We start from the raw sequence: 24,799 nt of genomic DNA, 5'->3' as shown, positions 1-24,799 counted from the left end.
GAATGAATTACTTTAAAAAGATTCTCCAGTTTGCGAGACCATATCGCAGATACGGCTTTTTGAATATATTTTTTAATATTCTTTATGCGCTCTTTAGCGCACTCTCTTTTGCAGCATTGATTCCCATGTTGGATGTATTGTTTAAGCCAGAGCAGAAGGTTTTGGCAGAACCCACATATAAAGGGTTTTCCAGTTCAAAGGACTATCTGCAGGATTATATTAACTACCATGTTACCCAGTATTCTGGTGATGATGATATGAAAGGCTTGGTTTTGGTCATAGGATTGGTCTTAGTCCTTTTCTTGCTCAAGAATGCCTTTAACTATCTGGCCATGTACTTCATAACTTTCTTGAGGAATGGGGTTTTAAAAGATGTCCGCAATAAGATGTATCAGAAAATAGTGGATTTGCCCATATCGTATTTTTCTGAGAAAAGAAAAGGAGATGTTATAGCAAGAATAACCTCGGATGTATTGGAAATTCAGCACTCCTTCCTTTCTATCCTCGAGTTGATTGTTAGGGAACCTTTAACCATTGTATTCACAATTTTAATAATGTTTGGAATTAGCGCCAAGCTTACCATTTTTGTGTTTGTTTTTATTCCTATAGCAGGAATGATCATCTCTAGAATAGGAAAATCACTCAAAAAACAATCGGATAAAGTTCAAAAAGAACAAGGAGAGTTTCTTTCTATAGTTGAAGAAACACTTGGGGGTTTAAGGGTAATCAAGGCGTTTAATGCTGAATCGAAATTTTTTAGCACCTTTAAAAACTCTACGAATCGGTTTTTTAAGTTTTCCAACTCTTTGCTGAATAGACAAAATTTAGCCTCTCCCACTGGAGAATTCCTTGGGATTTTGGTCATTGGGGTATTACTTTGGTTTGGGGGGAAAATGGTATTGGTAGACAAGACCCTGGACGCTTCCTCCTTTATTGCCTATATGGGCTTGGCGTACAATATTCTTACACCTGCCAAGGCAATCAGCAAAGCTTCTTATGGCGTGCGCAAAGGAAATGCAGCTGCTGAGCGGGTTTTGGAAATATTAGAATCTGAAAATCCAATTGCTGACAGTAAAGATTCAATTGAAAAAACAGATTTTACAGAAGATGTCACCATAAAAGACATATCCTTCAAATATGAAGACGACTATGTTTTGGAAGGTTTCAATCTCAAAGTCAAGAAAGGACAAACTGTAGCACTTGTGGGGCAGTCAGGTAGTGGAAAAAGTACCATAGCCAATTTGGTAACCCGTTTCTACGATGTAAATGAAGGGGAGATTTTAATAGATAATACAAATATTAAGGATATCACTAAAAAATCGCTCCGTGGATTAATGGGGCTGGTGACCCAAGATTCTATTTTGTTCAACGATACCGTAAAAAATAATATTGGTCTAGGCAAAGAAGGTGCCATCGAAGATGAAATCATAGCTGCTGCCAAAGTTGCAAATGCCCATGATTTTATTAAGGAACTTCCCAATGGGTACGATACTAATATAGGAGATAGCGGAAATAAGCTAAGTGGTGGTCAAAAACAACGCCTTTCCATTGCAAGGGCAGTGTTAAAAAACCCACCTATCATGATTCTCGATGAAGCCACGTCAGCATTGGATACTGAAAGCGAACGCTTGGTACAAGATGCTTTAGAAAAAATGATGCAAAACAGGACTTCCATAGTAATTGCGCATCGTCTTTCTACCATTCAAAATGCAGATTCCATAGTTGTGCTCAGCAAAGGAAAGATTGTTGAACAAGGTACCCATGAAGAACTCATGAAATCTAAAAAAGGTTATAAAAAACTGGTTGAAATGCAGTCTTTTACTGTGTAATTAAACCTTTTCATAAAAGTAGAGTCAAAGCACAAAATTGTAAAAACAATTGATTGCTGAGGAAGCCTTAGTCAACAAACTAAAAGAAAAAGAAAGCCAAGCAAAGGCCTTTGAAGTGTTGGTCAACACTTACAAAGAACGTTTGTATTGGCATATTCGTAGAATAGTTTTAGACCACGATGATACCGATGATGTGCTCCAAAACACCTTTATAAAGGTGTACAAAAACATTGATGGTTTTAAAGGTGACAGCAAGCTGTACTCATGGATGTATCGCATTGCCACCAATGAATCCCTTACCTTTTTGAAACAGAAATCAAAAAAAATGGGGATAAGTAATGAGGAATTAAAAACATCTTTGGTGGAAAATTTACAATCCGATGTTTATTTTGAAGGTGATGAAATTCAGTTAAAATTACAAAAAGCTTTGGCTGCTCTTCCAGATAAGCAAAAGTTGGTTTTTACAATGAAATATTTTCAAGAAATGAAGTACGAAGAGATTTCCGAGGTACTGGAAACATCTGTAGGGGCCTTAAAAGCCTCGTATCATTTGGCAGTTAAGAAAATTGAAACGTATCTTAAGGCAAATTAAACCTTTTAAATATTTAAAGGTCACAGTAATATAATGAAAGAGAGCCACAAAAATAAATTCAAAACCCCTGAAGGTTACTTTGACAGTTTCCATGAGCGGCTCATGGACAAAATTAATGAAGAAGAAACTGTACAGGGAGAATCCATAATTCCAAAATCTGATGGCTTTAGTATACCAGAAGGGTATTTTGATGCTTTTAAAGTAAAAACAAAAGAGGTCAAGGTTGTTCAACTTAAATTGTCCAAAAAATACTATTATGGTGCTGCCGCAATAGCAGCAATATTTATTTTGATTTTTGGACTAACCTGGAAAGCAGATATACCAATAACATTCGAAGATTTGGCCAGTGCAGAAATAGATGCGTATTTTGAAAGCACAGAACTTGATATGAGCACTTACGAAATAGCAGAAGTAGTGTCCCTGAACAGTCTCGAAGCAAATGATGTATTGGACAATGCCCTAGAAGATGAAAATATCCTTGAATACTTAGATGAAAATGTGGACAACATTGAGGATTTAAATTTAGATTACAATGACTATTAATAAAAGACTACTCATACTATCCATTCTTATGATGAGCGCAACCTTGTTTTATGCCCAAGGCCCTGGAAGGGAACGTATAAAAACATTAAAAGTAGCATTCATTACAGAAAGATTGAGCCTAACAAGTGAAGAAGCACAACTGTTTTGGCCTATTTATAACGAACATGAAAAAATATTGGAAGGCATTCGAAGAAATGAACGAGTAGAATTGAAGTCCCAAGCCATACTCCTTGAAAATATGTCTCAGGAAGAAACTTCTACCCTATTGGACAAGTATATTGCAATGCACAAAAAGAAATATAATGCAGAACAAGATTTTATAGCGGAAATTAGAAAAGTTGTCCCTCCAAAAAAAGTGTTATTGCTATTAAAAGCAGAAGAAGATTTTAAAAAGCGATTATTACAACAATATAGAAAACGTAAAATGGGTGGTGGATAAAACCAAAACTCGATGAAATAAATTAAAAAGGAGCCTTTTGGCTCCTTTTGTGATTAAACCTTCTTCCAACACTAAAGTCATACTACTAGAAAATCATTAAAACAAATAGTATGAAAACTTTAAAAACAATATTGGTCACAATTACTCTTTTAGGTGCTATTACGGTTACAAACGCACAACGAACAGTTGTTCGCGTATACCCAAAACACGGTACGGTCGTAACAAAAGTCACTAAACCTAAAGTAGTTGTCCATAATAAAACCAATTTCTATTTCGCAGATGGAGTGTGGTACAAGGCACGAAACAAAAAATATGTAGTATGTGCTGCTCCAGTAGGAATAAAAGTAAGAAGACTCCCTAGAACCCGAAAAGTTGTTCTGGTCAATGGAAGAAAACTATATAAGTACAAGGGTATTTGGTATAAGAAATCAGGAAGGCATTTTGTAGTTGTCAACGTTTAGTTGGTTTGGTTATTTTAGTTAAAAGGGTGACGATAAAATCGTCACCCTTTTATATTTTAATCAACCAGTTGGTGATTTCATCGATTTTTTGATTCCTATCAACTCATTTATTCATACATATGACATTTGTCATAGCGTCCAAAATCTTCACCTGCTATTTTGCTCGCACATTCTCAAAACAAAAAAGCATGAATGTTGTAAAAGATAGAAAGACCTGGGGAGAATTGGTTGGACAATGTGAGGGAACTGATTTTTACCATACGTATGATTATCACCAAATCTCAAAAAAAAATGGAGAACGGCCGGCCTTGATTGAATACAACGATGGTGATAGGCGTATTGCCCTACCATTGCTCATAAGGGATATTGAAGGAACCCATCTCAAGGATGCAACTTCTGTCTATGGTTATGGTGGGCCTATTGGTAAAAATATTGACTCACAGTTCAATAATTGGGATTTTGGAAAAAAGTTGGAGGAGTTTTTAAGGGACAACCAGATTGTATCCGTGTTTTCCAGATTACATCCGTTTGTTTCGTATCAGAGTTCAATTTTGCAAGGAATAGGAAAAATAGTTTCCCATGGAAATGTGGTAAATATTGATTTGACCAAAAACTTAGAGCAACAAAAACAACAATACAAGAAAAGACTTAAAACATACATTAACAAAGAGGCAAAAGAATATGAAATAATCGATGGCTCTTGCGACAACTGTCTTGATATTTTTATTGGAACATATTGTGAAAACATGAAAAGGGTAAAGGCAAAATCCAGTTATTTTTTTGGAAAGGAATACTTCTATGAACTGTTGGCAAGTCCTCAAATAAACGCGGAACTTAAAGTGGCTAAACACAAGCAGACAGGTGATTTTGCTGGAGGAGCCATTTTTACAAGAAATAATGGAATAGTACAATATCATTTGTCCGGGGTCAAAGCCCAATATTTTCATCTTAATCCTATAAAATTGCTCATAGATCATGAAAGGATCCAAGCCACAAAAGAAGGGTATACCTATTTCAATCTTGGCGGGGGACTTGGGGTCCATGATCAGGACTCTCTTTTTTATTTCAAATCAGGATTCTCAAATGATTATAGAAAATTCTGTTCATGGCAATATGTTGTAGATGAAAAAAAATATCAAGAACTACTAAAGCAGAAACAAGCTTTGGATGCCATGGAAATAGACAAGAACTCGTGTTTTTTTCCATTATATCGCCAAGGAACAAGTACCGAAATAGAAATATCTAAAATAAATTGTTTAGGAAATGACCGATAACCCATTCACCTCGGAAACATTTACTGACATTTGGTTCAATAGCTTTGGAAAAAATGGTTCTATAATAAGTATCCCCGGTATTAAAGACATGGCTTTTTATAAGGAACATTCAGGGCTATTCATCAATATTGGAAAAACGCATACCAAAGGTGTTCGTTATTCCAATGAAAACATTATTTCCCTGCAGGGAAAAACTTGTTTGATATATGATGTTCCCTCTTATTTAAACTGCCCAACAACATTGCCTGTAAAAGGGGGCAAACTTAAAAAAATTGCTCAATACCCTGGTTTTTTGATAGAGCTAAGCCAATTTGCCAGTTTGCAGGATTTCATGCATCGTAAGTTTAAAAAAAACAGTAGATACAAACTCAAAAAGTATAGCCGAAAACTTGAAGAATGTTTTGATATTAAGTCAGTTATGTATATTGGTGAGATGGACCGGAATAGGTTTGACGAAATCTTTGAAAAATTCAGGGTTTTGCTTGAAAAAAGATTCCAGAGAAAGGGAGAGCACAATAACAATTTAGATAAGGAAGAATGGAACTTTTACAAACAGGTGGCCTACCCAATGGTTCAAAAAAAAGAAGCGGGCCTCTTCGTAATCTTCGACAGGAATGAACCCATTGCAATTACTCTAAACTATTTTTCCAAGGACATCATTTTTGACGCTATAACCGTTTTTGATACAGATTATGCCAAATTCCATTTGGGGTCGGTCAACATTATGTACTTAATTCAATGGGGAATAGAGAACAAATTCAAAACGCTGGATTTTTCTAAAGGATATTTTGATTATAAGGTAAGATGGGCCACCAGACAATATGATTTTGAATACCATATTCTATATGATCCAAAATCACTTATGTCTACCATTAGGGCAGCGGTGATGAGCAATTTCTTTACACTAAAACAATATCTTAGAGAGAAGAACTTGAATCTACTACTGAACAAAATCCACTTTCTATTTTACAACGGAAAACCAAACATTGTCAATACAATTGATTGTATTGACAGAAAGTTTCTGTTTAAAGATTTTGATATGAAAAAAAATGTTGCCAAGACAAAAATTAATGGATACGGACCAGAAATAAAAAAAATACTTTTTGAATTTTTATACCTCTATGGTGAGGCTGCCAAAGATGTTATTGTCTTCAACATCTCCGATGTTGGAAAACAGTACCTATTTCAAGGAAAAAAAACTATTAAGAAAGTGTTTCTTTATTAAGTTTTAAGTGTACATACTCATGAGATGCTAACAATATGCTCTTCAATTCTGTAGAATATCTGCTTTTTCTTCCAACCATTTTTGTGTTGTATTGGGTCGTTGCCAAATTTGGCAATCTAAAAATCCAAAACGCATTGATTTTGGCAGCCAGTTATATTTTTTATGGTCTGTGGGATTGGCGCTTCCTCTTCTTGATCCTTGCAAGCACCTTAGTAGATTACATGATGGGGTTGGCCATTTATAAGAAGAAACAAGAACAAAAATCAGGTAGGTTTTTTCTATGGTGCAGCATACTTTTCAACATTTCCCTTTTGGGCTTTTTTAAGTATTACAACTTCTTTGTAGATGCCTTTGTTGATATGGTTGGCCTATTTGGCTATCCTATAAAAAGCACCTGGACCTTGAGCATTATCCTTCCCGTGGGTATTTCATTCTATACCTTTCAGACCATGTCCTATTCATTGGACATTTACTACAAGAGAATAAACCCTACCAAGAGTTTCCTGAACTTCGCAACCTTCGTTGCCTTTTTTCCACAACTAGTTGCAGGTCCCATTGAAAGGGCTTCTAATCTATTGGGGCAAATGACCAAAAAGCGAACCTTTAAGTATAATCAAACCGTGGAGGGTTTAAAACTTATTCTATGGGGATTGTTCAAAAAAATGGTCATAGCCGATGGAATAGCACCCATGGTAGATGATATTTTTGCGAATTACGGTACTTTTTCCGCTTCAACCTTGGCTTTGGGGGTAACCCTGTTCAGCTTTCAGGTATATGGAGATTTTTCTGGTTATTCTGACATTGCCATTGGTACAGCCAAATTATTTGGGATTGAATTAATGTCCAATTTCAAGTTTCCAAATTTTTCAAGAAATGTAGCGGAATATTGGCAGCGTTGGCATGTTTCCTTGTCCACTTGGTTTAGACATTATCTCTACATTCCGCTGGGGGGGTCTAGGGTAAGTAAGTTAAAATCAGTACGTAACATTTGTATCATATTCTTGGTGAGCGGCTTCTGGCACGGGGCAAACTGGACTTTCATCTTTTGGGGAGGTTTTCATGCCTTGGCCTATATACCTGTTTTTTTGATGGGCAGAAATACCATTTACAAGAATAGTGTAGTGGCACAAAACTCCCTCTTACCTTCATTTAAGGAAGTAGGGCAATTGTTTGCCACTTTTGCCATAGTCACCTTTTCCCGTATTTTTTTTAGGTCAGAGTCTTTAACGGATGCTTTTGTTTTTATTAAAAGGTTGTTTGCGCAATTTACATGGGAACCTTACCACCATCCGATGGGGTATAGATTAGTTGATTATTTTGTGCTTTTAGCATTTTTTGTTGTTTATGAGTTCTTGATACGAAGGGACGAACGTAGCCCTTTCAAGTTCAAATCCCGTGTAGTCCGGTTTTGTGCCTACACACTGGTCATATTCTGTATTTTGTTGTTTTATGATGACGGTATGGACCGTTCATTCATCTATTTTCAGTTTTGATATGGTAAAGCTATTCGTAAAATCACTGGTGTACATTTTCCTTATTCTGTTGGCTTTGGAACTCTTGGTAAGAGTTTTTCATTTGTACCCGGAAGATTCCCCTCGCTATATTGATAATCATGGAGTTGAAAAGCGAGTGCCTCATTTTAGAGGTTATAGCGTAACCGGCAATAGAAGGCAGAATTTTTCGGAATATCGTATCAACAATCAAGGATTCAATTCATACAGGGAATTTACCCCTAGCCACTCAAAAAACGAACTAGCCTTGATAGGGGATTCATTCATTCAAGGATTTCATCAGAATTACTACAATTCAATCGGTAAAAAGATAGAGAACCGCACGGATGAAATTGAGGTGTATGAATACGGTTATGCTGGATGGGACTTGGCCGACCAACTCCACTTGATACATGCTTATTCAGATGATTTTGAAAAAATAGACAAAATCATAATCTATGTAAAGTATCCTATGGATTTTCAAAGACCTGATTACGTGCCAAACATAAATAGAATAAGAACCCTAAATTCCACTACATTTAAAATTAGGGACAATATTAAGTTGCTTTACTATGCCTCCCAAATAGGTATTCTAGATCCGGTTAAAAATATCATAATCGCACAGCAGGACACAAAAAATAATACCAACCAAAGCAAAAAAGCCGACCAGGCTACAAATAGGGAATTGGACAACATTTACATTGAGAACTTTGAAAAGCTTCTAAAAAAATATCCATTGGATAAAACCAAAACCAGTCTTTTATTGGACAAACGGCATACTTCACCCACATTTATCAGTTATTGTGAAGAAAACGGTATCGATATCATAGATTTTGGATTTCGGTTTGAACAATCCAAGAGGCCAGTAACTTTGATTTACGACAAGCATTGGAGCAATCATGGAAGAAGTCTAGTGGCACAAAGTATTGTGAGTCACCTTAAACTTTAAAAAAATTAAAATAACTAGAAATGTTGGGTTACCATATTTTAAGAAAAATCAACTACTGCTTTGCGGGTTCTTCCAATCGAAATTTTTAAGCTTTTTGGACATTCTTCGAAACAGATATTTATCCATACTGAATTTTTTGCCAGGCAGCCCTCTATCCCTCAAAAACTGTCTTAATTCCAACTTTCCCGCCATGAAACACATTTTTGCAAAAGCTATTACAGAATTGTGCTTATAAAAAAGATGGTGGTGATAAAAATACTCTAAATTGGACCATTTCATTTTATAATAAGTTTGACCCATCAAAAAATCAAAGACTGAAATATTGTTGGCCAATAACCACTCCAACCGCTTAACCATGCATATATCTCCTATATAGTAGTTTTTATAATCTGAGTTAAATACCTGTATGTATCCAAATGATATATCTTCCAAGTAAAAATCAAGGGCTATGGCAATAGGCTCTTCCTCACGATAAATTACAAATAAGGAAGCCTCCTTTCTCATAATCTTTGGGTAAACCATTTCGTAGTGCTTTTTCCACTCTAATAAATAGCGATTATGGATTCTTTTTTCATCAAATCTTTTTTGTAGTAAAATATAAAACTGCTCAAACAGAAAATCATAATGTGACTTATCTATCTCACCATAATAAAATATATAAGAAATAGCATGGCGAAACTCCAGTTGTCTTTTTTTTGCATTTATATTTCTGACAGTTTTTTTACTGAAGTTATCCTTTAAATAGTCCAAATGGTTTTCGTAACCAGATAAATTACATAAAAAACCTTTGTATTGTCTTACCCTTTTCATTTTAAGGTTTTTACCTTCTTTTCTAACCTCAATATCCAAGTAATCTGGAATGTCAGTCACCAATACATGACTTGAGTCTTTTAACTGAATATCAATCCAAGGCAATGAGGTGAGTTCTTTATTAGAAACCGTATTGCGAATGGGGTTGTAATAAAATGGGGGTAGTTTGCGCTTTAAAAAAAGATTGAAAACAAAACCAGAATCATGGGACATATCCGAGTTGTTTGGCAAATAAAAATAGTGCAAGAAATTGACAATCAATGCAAGTAACATGGGATAATGGCACATTGATACAGTAAAAATACACCTAATTAAAGATGATGCTCATGAGAATATCAAATGAATAAAAACGCTTTGCTTATTTAAAACCCAACCTTGAAATCTTGTTTTTCCCAGCTGCATAAGCTATTGAATCATTCAAAAAACGAATAGTATAAAAGCCTTCCTTACTTAATTCCTTCCATGTTTCACCTTGATTATTAGAATATGAAATCCCAGTAAATCCAACTGCAATCATGCTTTTTCCATTTGTATTTGGAACAAACTGTATACAACTTTTATAACCTGGTTTTTGCTCATCCGCAATAAGCTTCCACGTTTTTCCACCATCAGCAGTTATTATTTTGTTTTTAGAATTTGCAGCTGGTTTTAAATAGTCCCCTCCTATTCCAAATCCTAAGTTTTCATCATAAAAATCAATCGAATAAATACCTTTCGTTGGTTCTTTGCTCAATATTGGTGTTTGCTGGACCTCCCAAGAATTGCCTTTATCTGCAGAAAAATAAACTGTGCCGGCAGTAGAAGCCACCCATGCCTTATCACCCATAATTTCAATATTGGTATTACTTGCTGCAAATGCCCCTTCGCCCTCTTCCGCTTTTGGTAGCATGTTACAGGAGAGTTTTGCCCAATTAGTTCCTCCATTTCTTGTTATAATGATGGATAGACATCCTTCCATGTTATCACCAATAGCTATACCTTCCAAATCGTTCCAAAACTTCATGGCATCATAGAAAACGCCTTCACCTTCCTCCTTATAAACTAACTTCATATGACCTTCATCGCCAGTTTTATACAACAAAGCTGGACTTGCAACGGAAAGCATAAAAAAGTCATTTTTTGTGTGTGCTATTGCTCTAAATTCTGGAATTATGGTATCAAATTTTTGAATATTGGCACGAACTTTATTTGTCCTGGTATCAACAGAACCATAGATTCCATTGCTTCCTGCAAATGCGAGGGTTTGCTTGTCCAAAAATTCTATGGCCCTAATACTTACGGAATCTGTGAAAATGGTCTCTATTTCAACTTTAGAAAAATTCTTGTTTTTCTCCTTTGTAGAGCAGCCAACGGCCAACAATACGATAATCAACAGTACATGGTATTTCATTCCAAATGGGTTTCTTCAAATGTAATCGGAATCATATAAGAAACCATACCTTTGCAATCCTAAAATTTTAAGGATGCGTTTACATAGAAATCTTGTCTTTGCCGTTATCGATGCCTTGAACCTAATCTTTAATGAAAAGGAGTATGCGGATAAGGTCATTGAAAAAGTATTGCGATACGATAAACGCTGGGGGGCTCGTGATAGAGGCTTTATTGCCGAAACCACTTATGACATCGTCCGTTGGAAACGCCTGTACACTGAGATAGCAGAAGTACATGAACCTTACTCAAGGCCTAATTTATTTCGATTGTTTGCAGTATGGTGCGTTCTAAAAGGTATTAGGCTACCGGATTGGAAACAGTTGGAAGAAACCCCAGAAAGACGCATTAAAGGAAGGTTTGATGAATTGTCCAAAATAAGAAAGTTCCGAGAATCAGTACCGGATTGGTTAGATGAGTTAGGAGAACAATCCCTTGGAAATAATCTATGGACCAAAGAAATTGCAGCACTGAACAAACAGGCAGAAGTAATTCTAAGGACAAACACGTTAAAAATCAAGAAAACGCAACTGCAAACAATTCTTGCCGAAAACGAAATTGAAACGGTAGCCATTGATGGATATCCGGATGCTTTAAAATTAAAAGAGCGCAAGAATGTATTTGTTACAGAGGCTTTTAAAAATGGCTTCTTTGAAGTACAGGATGCCTCTTCTCAATTAGTGGCGCCATTTTTAGAGGTTGAGCCAGGTCAACGGGTTATTGATGCCTGCGCAGGTGCTGGAGGTAAAACCTTGCATTTGGCATCACAAATGGAAAACAAAGGACAACTGATTGCTTTGGATATTTATGAAAGTAAATTGAAAAAGTTAAAAATACGCACAAGACGAAACGGTGTTCATAATGTGGAAACCAGGGTAATTGATTCCACTAAAGTTATTAAAAAACTGCATAACAGTGCAGATAGGCTTTTATTGGATGCACCCTGTTCCGGATTAGGGGTTATTAGAAGAAATCCAGATTCGAAGTGGAAATTGGAGCCTCAATTCATTGACAGGATTATGGGCGTGCAACAAGAGATTCTGCAGAGCTATAGCAAAATGGTTAAAAAGAGTGGACAAATGGTCTACGCCACCTGTTCTATACTACCGCAAGAAAACACTGAACAAGTAGCTAAATTCTTGGCCTCCGAAACAGGTGAAGCGTTTGAATTGGTCAAAGAACAAAACATTTACGCCTCTGAAAGAGGTTACGATGGGTTCTATATGGCCCTGTTAAAAAGAAAAGGCTAACACCCTACTCTTTTAGTGTTGGGTATTCCACACCTAGTTGCTCTAAATACGAATCATATTTAGTTTCATCATAATAGAACTTTTCAAGGGCTGTTCTAAACTGGTCCTGTTTGTCTTTATTTAGATAAATCGGAGGCATATCGTCCTCAGAAATCATAGGTTCAAATTTGGTCTCTTTGGTCTGTTCGTTGTTAAAATAATCCCAGGCCTGCTTTAAAAGCTCTGGCTTGAGCAGAAAGTCCATAAGGGTCATCGCCTCTACTTTTGCACCAGCCACTACGCCTTTATGCGCTATTGGCGTTGCCATGGCAATGGCATTGCTCCAATGATGGCCCTGTAAGCCAGGGATATTAGAAGGAAAACGCATAGTGACCGTTGGTACTTTCCATGAGATGTCACCAATATCATCAGATCCGCCACTAATAGGGTTTACCACCGGCAAGCCAATAGTGTCCAACTTCATGGCCAGCCCTTCAATTTTTTTAGAGTTAACCTGCTTTTGTACCGCCTTGGCCAAGGTTTGATCAGCTTCAGACCAGTTGGGCAAACCTACTTTTTTAATATTGCTGTACATGGTTTCGGCAATTACCTTATTAAAATGTCTTGGCCAAGCAGCGCCCAAAACTTTAGATTTCATAGTGGTGCCCGTCATTAATGCAGCTCCTTTTGCCATATCATTGGCAGTAGCATACATGTCCATAATCCCTTCATATTTAATATCTCTAAAGTAAAACCATATCGATGCCTTTGAAGGCACTACATTGGGTTGGTCACCAGCGTCCGTGAAAATAGAGTGCGAACGACGAAGCGGATGTAAATGCTCACGTTTATAATTCCACCCAATATTCATCAGTTCAGCTGCGTCCAATGCACTACGTCCTCGCCATGGTGAGCCCGCGGAGTGAGCCGCTTCACCTTCAAAAGAATATTCTACGGAGATAAGTCCAGTGCCACGCGCTGGCCCATAGCTTACACTTAAATTATTGCTTACGTGAGTAAAAATACACATGTCAATATTATCAAAAAGACCATCGCGTACATACCATGCCTTGGCCGCTACCAGTTCTTCCGCAATTCCGGGCCAAACAATTAATGTGCCGCCAATTTGCTCACGCTCCATGATTTTCTTAACTGCCAAAACAGCCGAAATATTCAGGGGAATACCAGAATTATGTCCTTCCCCATGTCCCGGTGCACCTTCAACCATAGGTTTATGATAGGCAACTCCAGGATATTGTGATGCTTTAGGAATACAATCAACATCACTGCCAATTGCAATCACAGGTCCTTCACCATTACTCCATTTTGCAAACCATGCAGTAGGAATACCAGAAATGGAATTTTCAACGACAAATCCATTCTCTTGCAGAATACTGGTAAGGTATTTGGAGCTTTCAACTTCTTGAAAACCAAGTTCAGCAAAGCTAAATATTTTGTCTACCATTACTTGGGCCTGCTTTTTGTCCGCCTCTACAAGGGCTGAAACCTCAGCTTTAAGTTTGGTGATTTTAGATTTAGAGTACTTCTTTTGGGCATAAACGGACAATGTACTTGTTGAAAAAACAAATAAAATCAATAGACCTTTTAAAACGTGATGATTAAATTTCATAGGGTTGGGTTTGAATTAGCAAACTATCCTTCTAATGTACTAAATATTAGAAAAGCCTGAATTGTTCCACCACAATTATTTAATTTGAAAAACGTATCGCCTATTAGTGGCACTAAGAATACGATAATTAATTCTATTCTTTGATTTTTATAAATTTGTTTTATGGAAAAGAAAAAGACCTTAGCAAATTTTTATTCTGAATCTGGTAATCAAGTACCAGAAAGCCTAAAATCTGGAATCGGTCATTTTAATGTATTTGTACTAGATGAATTTGCTGGCCCCAAGGCAAAACCAATGCCCTTTAACCGTAGAGAGTATTTTAAAATAAGTTTGGTCACAGGTAAAAGCAGGGTCCATTATGCAGACAAGATTGTAAAGGTTGATAAACATGTGCTTGTTTTTTCCAACCCCCAAATTCCATATAATTGGGAGCAAATTGATGAGCAATTGACCGGTTATTTCTGTGTGTTTACTGAGGCATTTTTTCACCAGTTTGGGAATTTGTTAGCCTATCCTGTTTTTCAACCAAATGGATATCCTGTTTTTGAATTGACAGATGATCAGGTAAATTCATTTGTACCTGTTTTTAAACGTATGTTCTCAGAAATAAGCTCTGATTATGCCTATAAATATGATATTCTTCGAAATCTGGTTTTTGAACTGATTCATGCTGCAATGAAATTACAACCCGCTAATCTTGCTTCTAACCTACATTCCAATGCTTCAGAGCGTATTTCATCTTTGTTTGCCGAATTGTTGGAAAGACAGTTCCCTATTGAAAGTCCAAATCAACAAATGCAATTGCGTTCGCCAGCAGATTTTGCACAACAATTGGGAGTTCACATCAATCATTTGAACCGGGCATTAAAGGATTCTGTACAGAAAAATACCTCAACCTTAATTGCTGAAAGAGTAATTCAAGAATCTAAGATTCTAATACGGCACACCAACTGGAATATTTCTGAAATTGGGCATTCTCTTGGTTTTGAAGAAACTGCACATTTCTCAAACTTCTTCAAGAAACACACATCACATTCCCCTCTTACATATAGAAAGATAGAAATTGTTTGATTTTTACAAGTATTGGATTGTTGTTCGCAATTAAATCCTGATCATAGCAAGGAACTTTGTGGTATTCATAAATTAAAACGAAAATCACATGAATACTACGAAAATTGCATTGATAACAGGAGGTAGTAGAGGGCTAGGCAAAGACATGGCTCTTAACATTGCTAAAAAAGGTTTGGATGTTGTGATTACCTACAACTCCAATAAAACAGCAGCACAAAATACCTTGACTGAAATAAACGCATTGGGTGGTAAGGCCGTTGCAATACAATTGGATACCCGCAAAGTGAGTGCCTTTGGAGATTTCAAAACAGAACTTCTTCAAAAATTAAAAAATGAGTTTAAAACGGATAAAATTGATTTTTTAATCAACAACGCTGGTTTTGGATACAACGCCTCCATAGCTGAAACAACGGAAGAAAGCTTTGATAACCTAATGAATGTACACCTAAAAGGTGTCTATTTCTTGACACAAACCCTGCTAGACACCATTAACGAAAATGGAGGAATCATTAACATCTCCAGTGGATTGGCGCGCTTTTCTTTTCCAGGATACGCGGCCTATGCAATTATGAAAGGCGGGATTGAAGTATTTACGCGCTATCTGGCAAAAGAGCTGGGTGAACGCAAAATAAAAGCCAATACGGTGGCTCCTGGAGCCATTAATACTGATTTTAACAAAGAACGCTTTGAACAAGCCCCACAAGTAGTGGACATGATTGCATCACTGACCGCGCTGGGACGTATTGGGGAAAGTGATGATATTGGCAGTGTAGTCGCCTTTCTGTGCACTGAAGATGCCAAATGGGTGAATGGACAACGAATAGAAGCTTCTGGCGGGATGTTTGTCTAGCATCAAATTTATCTTTATTTCTAAAGCCCCTTTTTGGGGCTTTTGTTTTAGAAAATGTAAGAGTTTCTTACTTTAGATGTCAATTGTTGTGTGTTATGCAGAAGCAATAAGCTATTTTAAAAGAACACGAGCTATGGAGCAAATTAAATGGTTTGAACGAAAATTTGATTTTTCATTCGAACAGAACATTTTTCCATCAATTATTGAAAGAATGAAAGGGACTCCAATGCGGTTGACTTCTGTGGTAAAAGAAGTCCCATTGGACCTGCTTGAGTCAAAACCGGATGATACTTGGTCCATAAAAGAAAATATAGGTCACCTGATTGATCTAGAGCCATTATGGCAAGGAAGGCTAGAAGACATATTAAACCATGAAAAATATTTAAGGCCTACGGATTTGGACAACAAACAGACCGATTTCGCGCAACATAATTCCAAAGACATAAATGAGTTGCTAGCCAATTTTGAGCAAATTCGAAAAATGACTTTAGAAAAACTATCTGAATTATCCGAAGAGGATATTTATAAAATGGCTTTGCATCCTAGACTGGAAAAACCCATGAGAACTATGGATTTGTTTCTGTTTGTTGCTGAGCATGACGATCATCATCTCTCAAGAATAACGGAAATAAAAGACACCTAATGCAGAAACTCACAAAATGATACTCATTAATGAGTGGTTCACGAATCTATCAACACTTCTCGGTTAACAACTCCCTTATACTATAGATTAAAATTCAAGCTAAACTTGTAAATTTGCACTTTCTTAATCCGTTCAACAACTAGGCTGATATGATTCATTTCTTTGGAGATGTGGCGACAAAAGTGTTCGCAGTCCAAACCGCTCAAGAAATTGCACCAAAAGACATTGAAAAACTAACATGGTTGTTTGGCAACCAACCTAAAATAAACACGGCGTCTCTTGACGCCTTTTTTGTTGGCCCTCGCGCAGCTATGGTGACTCCCTGGAGCACAAATGCTACAGAAATTACCCAAAACATGGGAATTCAAGGAATCATCAGAATTGAAGAATTCCATGCCGTTAAAGAAGCCCATGTTGATTACGACCCTATGCTCCTTCAAAAGTATAAAGGCCTTGATCAAGATATTTACACCATAAACATTACTCCTGCGTCTATTTTAGAGATTGAAGATATAGCAGGTTATAATGCTCAAGAAGGTTTGGCATTAAATGAAGATGAAGTGGGTTATTTGGAAAACCTATCCAAAAAGCTGGGGCGTAAGTTGACAGATTCTGAGGTTTTTGGTTTTAGCCAAGTCAATTCGGAACATTGTCGCCATAAAATTTTTAATGGCACTTTTATTATTGATGGGGAAGAAATGCCTTCATCACTCTTCAAATTAATTAAGAGAACATCAGAAGAGCATCCCAACGATATTGTTTCTGCATACAAGGACAATGTGGCATTTATAAAAGGACCAAAAGTGGTCCAGTTTGCACCAAAAAGCGCCGATAAACCAGATTTTTATAAAGAAGATGAATTCGAATCTGTTTTATCCATCAAAGCAGAGACCCACAACTTCCCCACAACAGTAGAACCTTTTAATGGGGCCGCTACAGGTTCTGGAGGGGAAATAAGAGATCGCTTGGCCGGTGGCAAGGGCTCTTTACCTCTTGCGGGTACCGCTGTGTACATGACTTCCTATTCCAGATTAGAAGAAAACAGGCCTTGGGAAAATGGAATGCCAGAACGGGAATGGTTGTACCAAACTCCAATGGATATTTTGATAAAGGCATCAAATGGTGCATCTGATTTTGGGAACAAGTTTGGACAGCCCTTGATCGCAGGTTCTGTGCTCACTTTTGAACACAAAGAAGAAGCACGCCGACTAGGGTTTGACAAAGTGATCATGCTTGCCGGAGGAGTTGGATATGGCAAAGCAGAGCAAGCCTTAAAAGACACTCCGCAAAAAGGAGACAAAATTGTCATTCTTGGTGGTGACAATTACCGTATTGGGATGGGCGGAGCAGCCGTATCAAGCGCTGATACTGGTGAGTTTAGTTCTGCAATAGAATTGAATGCAGTACAACGTTCCAACCCTGAAATGCAAAAAAGAGCCTCCAATGCTATCCGAGGAATGGTAGAAAGTCATGACAATCCTATTGTTTCTATTCATGATCACGGGGCAGGTGGTCACCTCAACTGTTTATCAGAATTAGTGGAGGAAACAGGAGGTAGAATCAATACCGATAAACTTCCTGTTGGGGATCCAACATTATCCGCAAAAGAACTCATAGGAAATGAATCCCAAGAACGAATGGGATTAGTAATTGGAGAAGAAGATTTAGGTCTACTAGATAGAATTGCCGCTAGGGAACGTTCACCCATGTACAATGTAGGTGAGGTAACCGGAGACCATCGTTTTACTTTTGAGTCACAGAAATCTGGTGAAAAACCAATGGATTTGGAGCTATCCGATATGTTTGGAAGTTCCCCAAAAACCATAATGGATGATAAAGTAGTCCAAAGAGATTATGATTCCCTTGCGTATACTCTAGAAAATTTCCATGATTATTTGGAAAATGTATTACAACTAGAGGCCGTTGCTTGTAAAGATTGGTTAACAAACAAGGTTGACCGCTGTGTAGGTGGGCGTGTAGCCAAACAACAATGCGCAGGCCCATTACAATTGCCATTGAACAATTGTGGTGTAATGTCCATGGATTTTAAAGGAAAAGAGGGTGTTGCTACCAGTATAGGGCACTCCCCTATATCAGGACTGATAAATCCTACCGCCGGAAGTAAAAATAGTATTGCAGAAGCTTTGACCAATATAGTCTGGGCTCCATTAAAGGATGGTCTGCACTCTGTTTCTTTATCTGCCAATTGGATGTGGCCCTGTAAAAATGAAGGCGAAGATGCCAGATTGTACGAGGCGGTAAAAGCAGTATCTGAGTTTTCCATTGAATTGGGCATTAATGTTCCAACGGGAAAAGATTCGCTTTCCATGAAACAGAAGTACAAGGATGGTGATGTTATCTCTCCTGGTACGGTCATCATTTCGGCTGCAGGAAATTGTAATGATATTACCAAAATTGTAGAACCAGTTCTTCAGAAAGACGGTGGGGACATTTACTATATCAATGTTTCAAAAGACGACCATAAGTTAGGCGGTTCTTCATTTGCCCAAATTCTAAATGAAATTGGTGACGAAGCCCCTTCCGTGCTTGATTCTGCTTATCTAAAAGTGGTTTTCAATGCTATTCAGGAGTTGATAAAAGAAGGCCAAATCCTAGCAGGGCACGATATTGCTTCCGGAGGGTTGATCACCACACTACTGGAAATGTGTTTTGCGGATACACAATTAGGTGCCAATCTGGACCTATCAAAACTTGGAGAAACAGATATCATCAAACTATTATTTTCAGAAAATGCTGGAATCGTATTTCAATCCAAAGACGCATCAATTGAAAAAATTCTTCTGGACGCCGGAATAGACTTTAAAAATATTGGTTCAGTAGTTTCCAAAGACTTGTTGAGCATTAAAAACAATGGAATAGAAATAGGACTCAATGTTACCTCTCTCCGCGACACTTGGTTCAAGACTTCTTTCCTTCTGGACAATAAACAGACCGCAAATGGATTGGCCAAGGACCGTTACGATAACTATAAAAATCAACCTCTAGTATATAATTTCGCTAAAAGCTTTACTGGTGAATTGCCATCTAGAGTTCAATTAGAAGGTGGGCGACCAAAAGCAGCTATTTTGCGTGAAAAAGGAAGTAATTCTGAACGGGAAATGGCAAATGCCATGTATTTAGCTGGTTTTGATGTTAAGGATGTTCACATGACCGATCTAATATCAGGTAGAGAAACATTGGAAGATATTCAGTTTATTGGTGCGGTAGGTGGTTTTTCCAATTCTGATGTGCTAGGAAGTGCCAAGGGTTGGGCCGGTGCTTTTAAATATAATGAAAAAGCCAACAAAGCGCTAAAAGATTTCTTTGCAAGACCGGACACTTTATCTATTGGAATATGTAACGGTTGCCAGTTGTTTTTGGAATTGGACATGATAAATCCAGAGCATGAAAAACTTTCCAAAATGACTTATAATGCTTCTGGAAAACATGAGAGCAACTTCACTTCTGTAACAATTCAAGAGAACAGCTCGGTGATGCTTTCTTCATTAGTGGGCACAACACTCGGTGTTTGGATTTCTAATGGTGAAGGGAGATTTAACCTTCCGCTTTCTGAGAAAAACTATAGTATTGTTGCTAAATATGGATATGAAGGATATCCTGCCAACCCAAACGGCAGCGATTACAACACCGCCATGCTATGTGATAAGACTGGAAGGCATTTGGTAACCATGCCGCATATAGAGCGTTCCACTTTCCCTTGGAACTGGGCATATTATCCAAAGAACAGGAATGATGTTGTATCCCCATGGTTAGAGGCTTTCGTGAATGCAAGAAACTGGGTTGAAAAGAATTCGTAATTTACAGATTCTAATCAACCTCCAAAAAGATGAAAGACCAACAAAAGAAAGTAGACAGAAGAAGCTTTATTAAAAAGTCTTCTTTATTGACCATAGGGGCTTTGGGCACGACAAGCTTAATGGCTGCTCCACATTTACAACCATTACCAAGTTTTACAGAGGATAGTGATTTAAACATCTTTGGACCTAAGGAGGGCTACACTCCCCAACTGGGAACTTTGGTTTCTATGATGAATTGGATGAGATATGTAATCTTAAGGCCAGTGCAAGGTATGAGCGTATCTGATTTGGATTATTTGGTAGATGACAATGCAAATAGCATAGGTGCCATGTTGATGCATCTGGCGGCCACCGAACGTTTTTATCAAATTCATACGTTTGAAGGTAAAACTTGGGGGGATTGGTCAAAAGAAGATTCGGATAAATGGTCGGTAGCATCTGGATTAGGTGATAAAGCCAGAAAAGAAATAAAAGGAAAACCTTTGGAATATTACCTGGAGGAAATGACCAAAGTAAGGGAATTTACCCTAGCAGAATTTGCTAAACGTGATGATGATTGGTTAATGGCCGTTGATAATAATTTTCCTTGGGGGCCAACCAATAATTATTGTAAGTGGTTTCATGTGTGTGAACACGAATCCAATCACAACGGACAGTTTAAGTTTATTAAATCCAGAATTACCTCCTAATCTTGCAGATTCGTAAAGCTAAAAAAGAAGATGTTTCCCTAATTGTGCAAATGATTGCCAACGATAAATTGGGAAAGCTTCGTGAAGATTATAGGTTACCACTGCCAGAAAAATACCTACAAGCTTTTGAGAACATAAATAATGACCCAAACCAAGAATTAGTAGTGATTGAAGATGAATCTGGAAACGTTATTGGAACATTACAGCTAAGCTTTATTCAGTACTTAACGTATCAAGGAGGGATTAGAGCTCAAATAGAAGCCGTTCGTGTGCATGAAAATTATCGTGGAAAAGGTATTGGCAAAATCCTATTTCAATGGGCCATAGAACAGTCTAGGTCCAAAGGCGCTCATGTAGTACAATTGACTACTGACAAAAAGCGACCCGATGCCTTGGAGTTTTACAGGGTATTAGGTTTCGTAGATTCCCACGAGGGAATGAAACTACATCTTACCTAAACACAGGACTTATGAGTTTTGAAGCAATATTGCAAAATGTTTCAAAGCATATAGCGCTTAACAACGAAGAAATAAAAGTGTTCACCTCTCATTTAATTGAAAAAAAGTTAGATAAAGGGCAAATTATTCTAAGTCAAGGTGCTTTTTGCGGCACTATATCCTTTATAAAGCAAGGGATACTTCGTGCTTATTTCTTGAATCCGGAAGGTAGGGAAACAACTATTATGTTCGGTATAAAAGATTGGTGGATAACCGACATGTATGCCTTTACAAAAGAAAAGAAAAGTATGCTCAGTATTGAGGCTTTGGAATCATCTACCGTACTTCTATTAAGTAAGGTGAATTTTGAAATTTTACTGCAAGAAATCCCAAAATTTGAGCGGTTTTTTAGAATTCTAATGCAAAACGCTTACATCCGCGAACAACAAAGAGGTTTGGAGAATTTATCTCTACCTGCCAAAAAGAAGTACGAAATATTCATTGAAAAATACCCTTCAATAGCGTCAAAACTCAATCAAAAACAAATTGCATCTTACTTGGGGATTACTCCAGAGTTTTTAAGTATGTTAAAAAGTAGCGGTAAATCATACCTCGATTAAACTACTTTATTTTTTCTTCTGTAATTGTTGGGTTTCTTTACAAAAAAAAATACAACCATGATGATATTAATTGCTGGGCCGTACCGGAGTGGTACAAATAATGACCCAGAACTCATGAGGAAAAATCTTGAACATCTAGAATCCGCTGCACTACCCCTTTTTAGAATGGGACATATGCCGATCATAGGAGAATGGTTAGCGTTACCTTTATTGAAATTGGCTGGTGCAAAAGAGCCCGGTGATGATGTTTGGCAAGAAATTCAATATCCCGCTGCACATAGAATGCTACTAAAATGTGATGCTGTGCTTAGGCTAGAAGGCGAGTCTAAAGGCGCGGATAACGACGTTAGAGTGGCAAGAGAAAATGGACTGAAAATTTATTACAAACTTGAAGATGTTCCCATTGCCAATACTAAATAGAAACATCTAACCAAGCCCAAAAGTTAATTGATAAACGGATCGGAGAATTTCTCATCAGCTATAAAAGTTTCATCTCTTAATGTACACAGGAAGTCTTCCAAAGCCTGTTTATCCGCATCAGTAAGGTTTAATCGTCTTGGATTTCCATTATTCAATTGCAATTTATTATCCAAAGTAGGACTAGCTTGAACAGGAAAGTTGAAATTGTCTAAAAAACAAAACAAACACTTTGAAATCACATCTCATATTTTGGGGGTTTAAATGAAAAAGTGATTTTCTACCTATGCTTTGGGTGTTTGTTGTTATTTAGATGAGCATTATTTAAAAAACTTGTACCCCCAAAAGGTTTTTTAATAATTGATGACTGTTTTAATTGAAAATTCAATTTTATAATCCCGCTTCCTTTCCCTATTTTGCAATTACTTTACAGAAACTTACTATGCAAACAGTTACCAGACTTTTTGATTTTCCATATTATCAATTGGAAAAATTCCCCCTTGAAAAATCACTTGTTACCAAATATGATGGCAAATGGGTAGCCACTTCTACAAAAGATTATATTGATCAAGCCAATACAATTAGTAGAGCCCTTTTAAAATTGGGGGTAAAACCAAACGACAAGATTGCCGTAATTTCCATGAACAATAGAACAGAATGGAATATCATGGATATTGGTATCCTACAAATAGGTGCTCAAAATGTACCCATATATCCGACTATTTCTGCGTCAGATTACGAATATGTACTAAACCATTCTGAAGCCAAATATTGCTTTGTTTCATGCAATGAAGTATTGGAAAAAGTATTGGAAGTCACCCCAAGACTAAAAAAATTAAAAGATGTTTACTCTTTTGATGGTCTGTCCAATTGTAAAAACTGGAAAGAGGTATTGGAATTGGGAGCGGATGATTCCAATCAAGAGGAGGTAGAAAAGCTAAAAGCAAATGTAAGGCCAGAAGATCTGGCCACATTAATATATACCTCTGGAACAACAGGACGGCCAAAGGGAGTTATGCTATCCCATAATAATCTGGTAAGTAACGCCATAGAAAGCTCTAAACGATTCCCCATTGTGGATGGAGAAACCAAATCGTTAAGTTTTTTACCACTTTGTCATGTGTATGAGCGTATGCTTATTTATCTGTATCAGTTTAGAGGGGTAACGATTTACTATGCAGAATCTTTAGAGACCATAAGTGACAACCTTAAAGAAACAGCTCCACATGTGATGACAGCAGTTCCAAGGCTGTTAGAAAAAGTATATGATAAAATCATTGCTAAAGGTGCAGCCCTAAGCGGCATAAAGAAGAACCTTTTCTTTTGGGCAGTAGAAGTAGGTCTAAAATACGAGCCATATGGAAAAAATGGCTGGTGGTACGAAAAGAAATTAGGTTTAGCCAGGAAATTGATTTTTAGCAAGTGGAAAGAAGGTCTAGGAGGAAATCTTGCACTTATAGCTTCAGGAAGTGCAGCCTTACAGCCAAGGTTGGCACGAATTTTTAATGCTGCCGAAATGGGTGTCATGGAAGGCTATGGCCTAACCGAAACTTCGCCCGTGGTTTCCGTGAACGATATGCGAGAAAATGGTTTTAGAATTGGTACCGTAGGAATTCCCATTGACCGAACCGAAGTTAAAATTGCAGAAGATGGTGAAATCTGTATTAAAGGCCCGCAAGTAATGATGGGCTATTACAAAGATTCAGAAAAGACAGCAGAAGTAATTATAGACGGTTACTTTCATACGGGTGATATAGGTGAGGTGGATGCTGATGGATTTTTAAAAATTACGGACCGTAAGAAAGAAATGTTCAAAACTTCTGGCGGTAAGTATGTAGCACCGCAATTGCTTGAAAACCGTTTTAAGCAATCCCGTTTTATTGAGCAGATCATGGTAGTGGGCGAAGGTGAAAAAATGCCCGCAGCACTCATTCAGCCAAATTTTGAATTTTTATTTGAATGGGCCGAACGCCATAAAATCACCTTTGGGGAAAACTCTGATATTATTTTAAATGAGCGGATAATCTCTAGAATACAGGAGGAAGTGGACTTGGCCAATGAAGAATTTGCGAAATGGGAAAAGATAAAGCAATTTAGGTTGACACCAGATGTTTGGAGCGTTGATGATGGCCACCTGACACCTACAATGAAGTTGCGAAGAAAAATTGTTAAAGAGAAATACCTAGATTTATACAATAATATTTATGGGCATTGAGACAAGGCAGTGAACAATTAACCATGTTCAAACTTCTATTGTTTTTTGACATATAGAGGTTCTGTCAACAAAATCCATATACGCCACATGTTTCCTTGGTAAATAACATTATTGATTTTGGGTTTGGGTGCTATGACCTT

General features: G+C 37.3%; 23 protein-coding genes. 19 read left to right on the top strand and 4 right to left on the bottom strand.

The window, feature by feature from the left end:
- Window positions 1-2: 2 nt before the first annotated feature.
- The 9 genes from DKG77_RS09635 (at window position 3) to DKG77_RS09595 (ending at window position 8,802) form a co-directional block, all read left to right on the top strand.
- The gene (locus tag DKG77_RS09635; RefSeq protein WP_109662515.1) at window positions 3-1,829 is read left to right on the top strand and encodes an ABC transporter ATP-binding protein; all 1,827 of its coding nucleotides are present in this window, start codon (window positions 3-5) and stop codon (window positions 1,827-1,829) included.
- A 49-nt stretch (window positions 1,830-1,878) separates the two neighbouring features.
- Window positions 1,879-2,421, top strand: a complete 543-nt coding sequence (locus DKG77_RS09630) for an RNA polymerase sigma factor (RefSeq protein WP_109662513.1) — start codon at window positions 1,879-1,881, stop codon at window positions 2,419-2,421.
- 102 nt (window positions 2,422-2,523) lie between these two features.
- Window positions 2,524-2,964: a hypothetical protein gene (locus DKG77_RS09625; RefSeq protein ID WP_133248442.1), complete on the top strand. Its 441-nt coding sequence runs from the start codon at window positions 2,524-2,526 to the stop codon at window positions 2,962-2,964.
- A complete protein-coding gene (locus DKG77_RS09620) occupies window positions 2,954-3,403 on the top strand; it encodes a hypothetical protein (protein WP_243414902.1) in 450 nt (149 codons plus the stop codon). The genes DKG77_RS09625 and DKG77_RS09620 overlap by 11 nt, the downstream gene beginning before the upstream one ends.
- 110 nt (window positions 3,404-3,513) lie before the next feature.
- A complete protein-coding gene (locus DKG77_RS09615) occupies window positions 3,514-3,864 on the top strand; it encodes a DUF6515 family protein (protein WP_109662509.1) in 351 nt (116 codons plus the stop codon).
- A 188-nt stretch (window positions 3,865-4,052) separates the two neighbouring features.
- Window positions 4,053-5,138, top strand: coding sequence for a GNAT family N-acetyltransferase (locus DKG77_RS09610; RefSeq protein WP_165819377.1), 1,086 nt, complete (start codon window positions 4,053-4,055; stop codon window positions 5,136-5,138).
- Window positions 5,128-6,363 carry a GNAT family N-acetyltransferase gene (locus DKG77_RS09605; protein ID WP_109662505.1) on the top strand — a complete coding sequence of 412 codons (1,236 nt, stop codon included), beginning with the start codon at window positions 5,128-5,130 and terminating at the stop codon, window positions 6,361-6,363. Before DKG77_RS09610 ends, DKG77_RS09605 begins: the two co-directional genes overlap by 11 nt.
- A gap of 35 nt (window positions 6,364-6,398) precedes the next feature.
- On the top strand, window positions 6,399-7,856 hold the full coding sequence (locus DKG77_RS09600; protein ID WP_109662504.1) for an MBOAT family O-acyltransferase: 1,458 nt from the start codon (window positions 6,399-6,401) through the stop codon (window positions 7,854-7,856).
- Window positions 7,813-8,802, top strand: coding sequence for an alginate O-acetyltransferase AlgX-related protein (locus DKG77_RS09595; protein ID WP_243414901.1), 990 nt, complete (start codon window positions 7,813-7,815; stop codon window positions 8,800-8,802). The genes DKG77_RS09600 and DKG77_RS09595 overlap by 44 nt, the downstream gene beginning before the upstream one ends.
- A 48-nt stretch (window positions 8,803-8,850) precedes the next feature.
- On the opposite strand, the gene DKG77_RS09590 is transcribed toward DKG77_RS09595, so the two are convergent.
- Together DKG77_RS09590 and DKG77_RS09585 are read right to left on the bottom strand one after the other, a co-directional pair.
- On the bottom strand, window positions 8,851-9,825 hold the full coding sequence (locus DKG77_RS09590) for a GNAT family N-acetyltransferase (RefSeq protein ID WP_165819376.1): 975 nt from the start codon (window positions 9,823-9,825) through the stop codon (window positions 8,851-8,853).
- Between the two features lie 145 nt (window positions 9,826-9,970).
- Window positions 9,971-11,002: a WD40/YVTN/BNR-like repeat-containing protein gene (locus tag DKG77_RS09585; protein WP_109662499.1), complete on the bottom strand. Its 1,032-nt coding sequence runs from the start codon at window positions 11,000-11,002 to the stop codon at window positions 9,971-9,973.
- A gap of 73 nt (window positions 11,003-11,075) precedes the next feature.
- On the opposite strand from DKG77_RS09585, the gene DKG77_RS09580 reads away from it, so the two are divergent.
- Window positions 11,076-12,290, top strand: a complete 1,215-nt coding sequence (locus DKG77_RS09580) for an RsmB/NOP family class I SAM-dependent RNA methyltransferase (protein WP_109662497.1) — start codon at window positions 11,076-11,078, stop codon at window positions 12,288-12,290.
- A gap of 4 nt (window positions 12,291-12,294) precedes the next feature.
- On the opposite strand, the gene DKG77_RS09575 is transcribed toward DKG77_RS09580, so the two are convergent.
- Window positions 12,295-13,899 carry a zinc-binding metallopeptidase family protein gene (locus tag DKG77_RS09575; RefSeq protein ID WP_109662495.1) on the bottom strand — a complete coding sequence of 535 codons (1,605 nt, stop codon included), beginning with the start codon at window positions 13,897-13,899 and terminating at the stop codon, window positions 12,295-12,297.
- Between the two features lie 162 nt (window positions 13,900-14,061).
- On the opposite strand from DKG77_RS09575, the gene DKG77_RS09570 reads away from it, so the two are divergent.
- From DKG77_RS09570 to DKG77_RS09535, 8 genes are all read left to right on the top strand, one after another.
- On the top strand, window positions 14,062-14,970 hold the full coding sequence (locus DKG77_RS09570) for a helix-turn-helix domain-containing protein (protein WP_109662494.1): 909 nt from the start codon (window positions 14,062-14,064) through the stop codon (window positions 14,968-14,970).
- An 88-nt stretch (window positions 14,971-15,058) separates the two neighbouring features.
- Complete coding sequence (locus DKG77_RS09565; RefSeq protein WP_109662492.1) at window positions 15,059-15,820, top strand: SDR family NAD(P)-dependent oxidoreductase; 762 nt, start codon at window positions 15,059-15,061, stop codon at window positions 15,818-15,820.
- Window positions 15,821-15,953: 133 nt separating this feature from the next.
- Complete coding sequence (locus DKG77_RS09560) at window positions 15,954-16,463, top strand: DinB family protein (RefSeq protein ID WP_109663719.1); 510 nt, start codon at window positions 15,954-15,956, stop codon at window positions 16,461-16,463.
- 149 nt (window positions 16,464-16,612) lie between these two features.
- Window positions 16,613-20,281, top strand: coding sequence for a phosphoribosylformylglycinamidine synthase (gene purL / locus DKG77_RS09555; protein WP_109662491.1), 3,669 nt, complete (start codon window positions 16,613-16,615; stop codon window positions 20,279-20,281).
- 29 nt (window positions 20,282-20,310) lie between these two features.
- Complete coding sequence (locus DKG77_RS09550) at window positions 20,311-20,970, top strand: DinB family protein (protein ID WP_109662489.1); 660 nt, start codon at window positions 20,311-20,313, stop codon at window positions 20,968-20,970.
- 2 nt (window positions 20,971-20,972) lie between these two features.
- On the top strand, window positions 20,973-21,428 hold the full coding sequence (locus tag DKG77_RS09545) for a GNAT family N-acetyltransferase (RefSeq protein ID WP_109662488.1): 456 nt from the start codon (window positions 20,973-20,975) through the stop codon (window positions 21,426-21,428).
- Window positions 21,429-21,439: 11 nt separating this feature from the next.
- Window positions 21,440-22,027, top strand: a complete 588-nt coding sequence (locus tag DKG77_RS09540; protein ID WP_109662486.1) for a Crp/Fnr family transcriptional regulator — start codon at window positions 21,440-21,442, stop codon at window positions 22,025-22,027.
- 57 nt (window positions 22,028-22,084) lie between these two features.
- The gene (locus DKG77_RS09535; RefSeq protein WP_109662484.1) at window positions 22,085-22,447 is read left to right on the top strand and encodes a DUF4406 domain-containing protein; all 363 of its coding nucleotides are present in this window, start codon (window positions 22,085-22,087) and stop codon (window positions 22,445-22,447) included.
- A 23-nt stretch (window positions 22,448-22,470) separates the two neighbouring features.
- On the opposite strand, the gene DKG77_RS16990 is transcribed toward DKG77_RS09535, so the two are convergent.
- A complete protein-coding gene (locus DKG77_RS16990; RefSeq protein WP_165819375.1) occupies window positions 22,471-22,620 on the bottom strand; it encodes a hypothetical protein in 150 nt (49 codons plus the stop codon).
- A gap of 266 nt (window positions 22,621-22,886) precedes the next feature.
- On the opposite strand from DKG77_RS16990, the gene DKG77_RS09525 reads away from it, so the two are divergent.
- Window positions 22,887-24,659: an AMP-dependent synthetase/ligase gene (locus DKG77_RS09525; protein WP_109662481.1), complete on the top strand. Its 1,773-nt coding sequence runs from the start codon at window positions 22,887-22,889 to the stop codon at window positions 24,657-24,659.
- Window positions 24,660-24,799: the final 140 nt, after the last annotated feature.

The sequence above is a fragment of the Flagellimonas aquimarina genome (assembly GCF_003149745.1).
Taxonomy (GTDB): domain Bacteria; phylum Bacteroidota; class Bacteroidia; order Flavobacteriales; family Flavobacteriaceae; genus Flagellimonas; species Flagellimonas aquimarina.
Note: the sequence above shows the minus strand (reverse complement) of the source record. Positions and strands in the feature narration are given on the sequence as shown.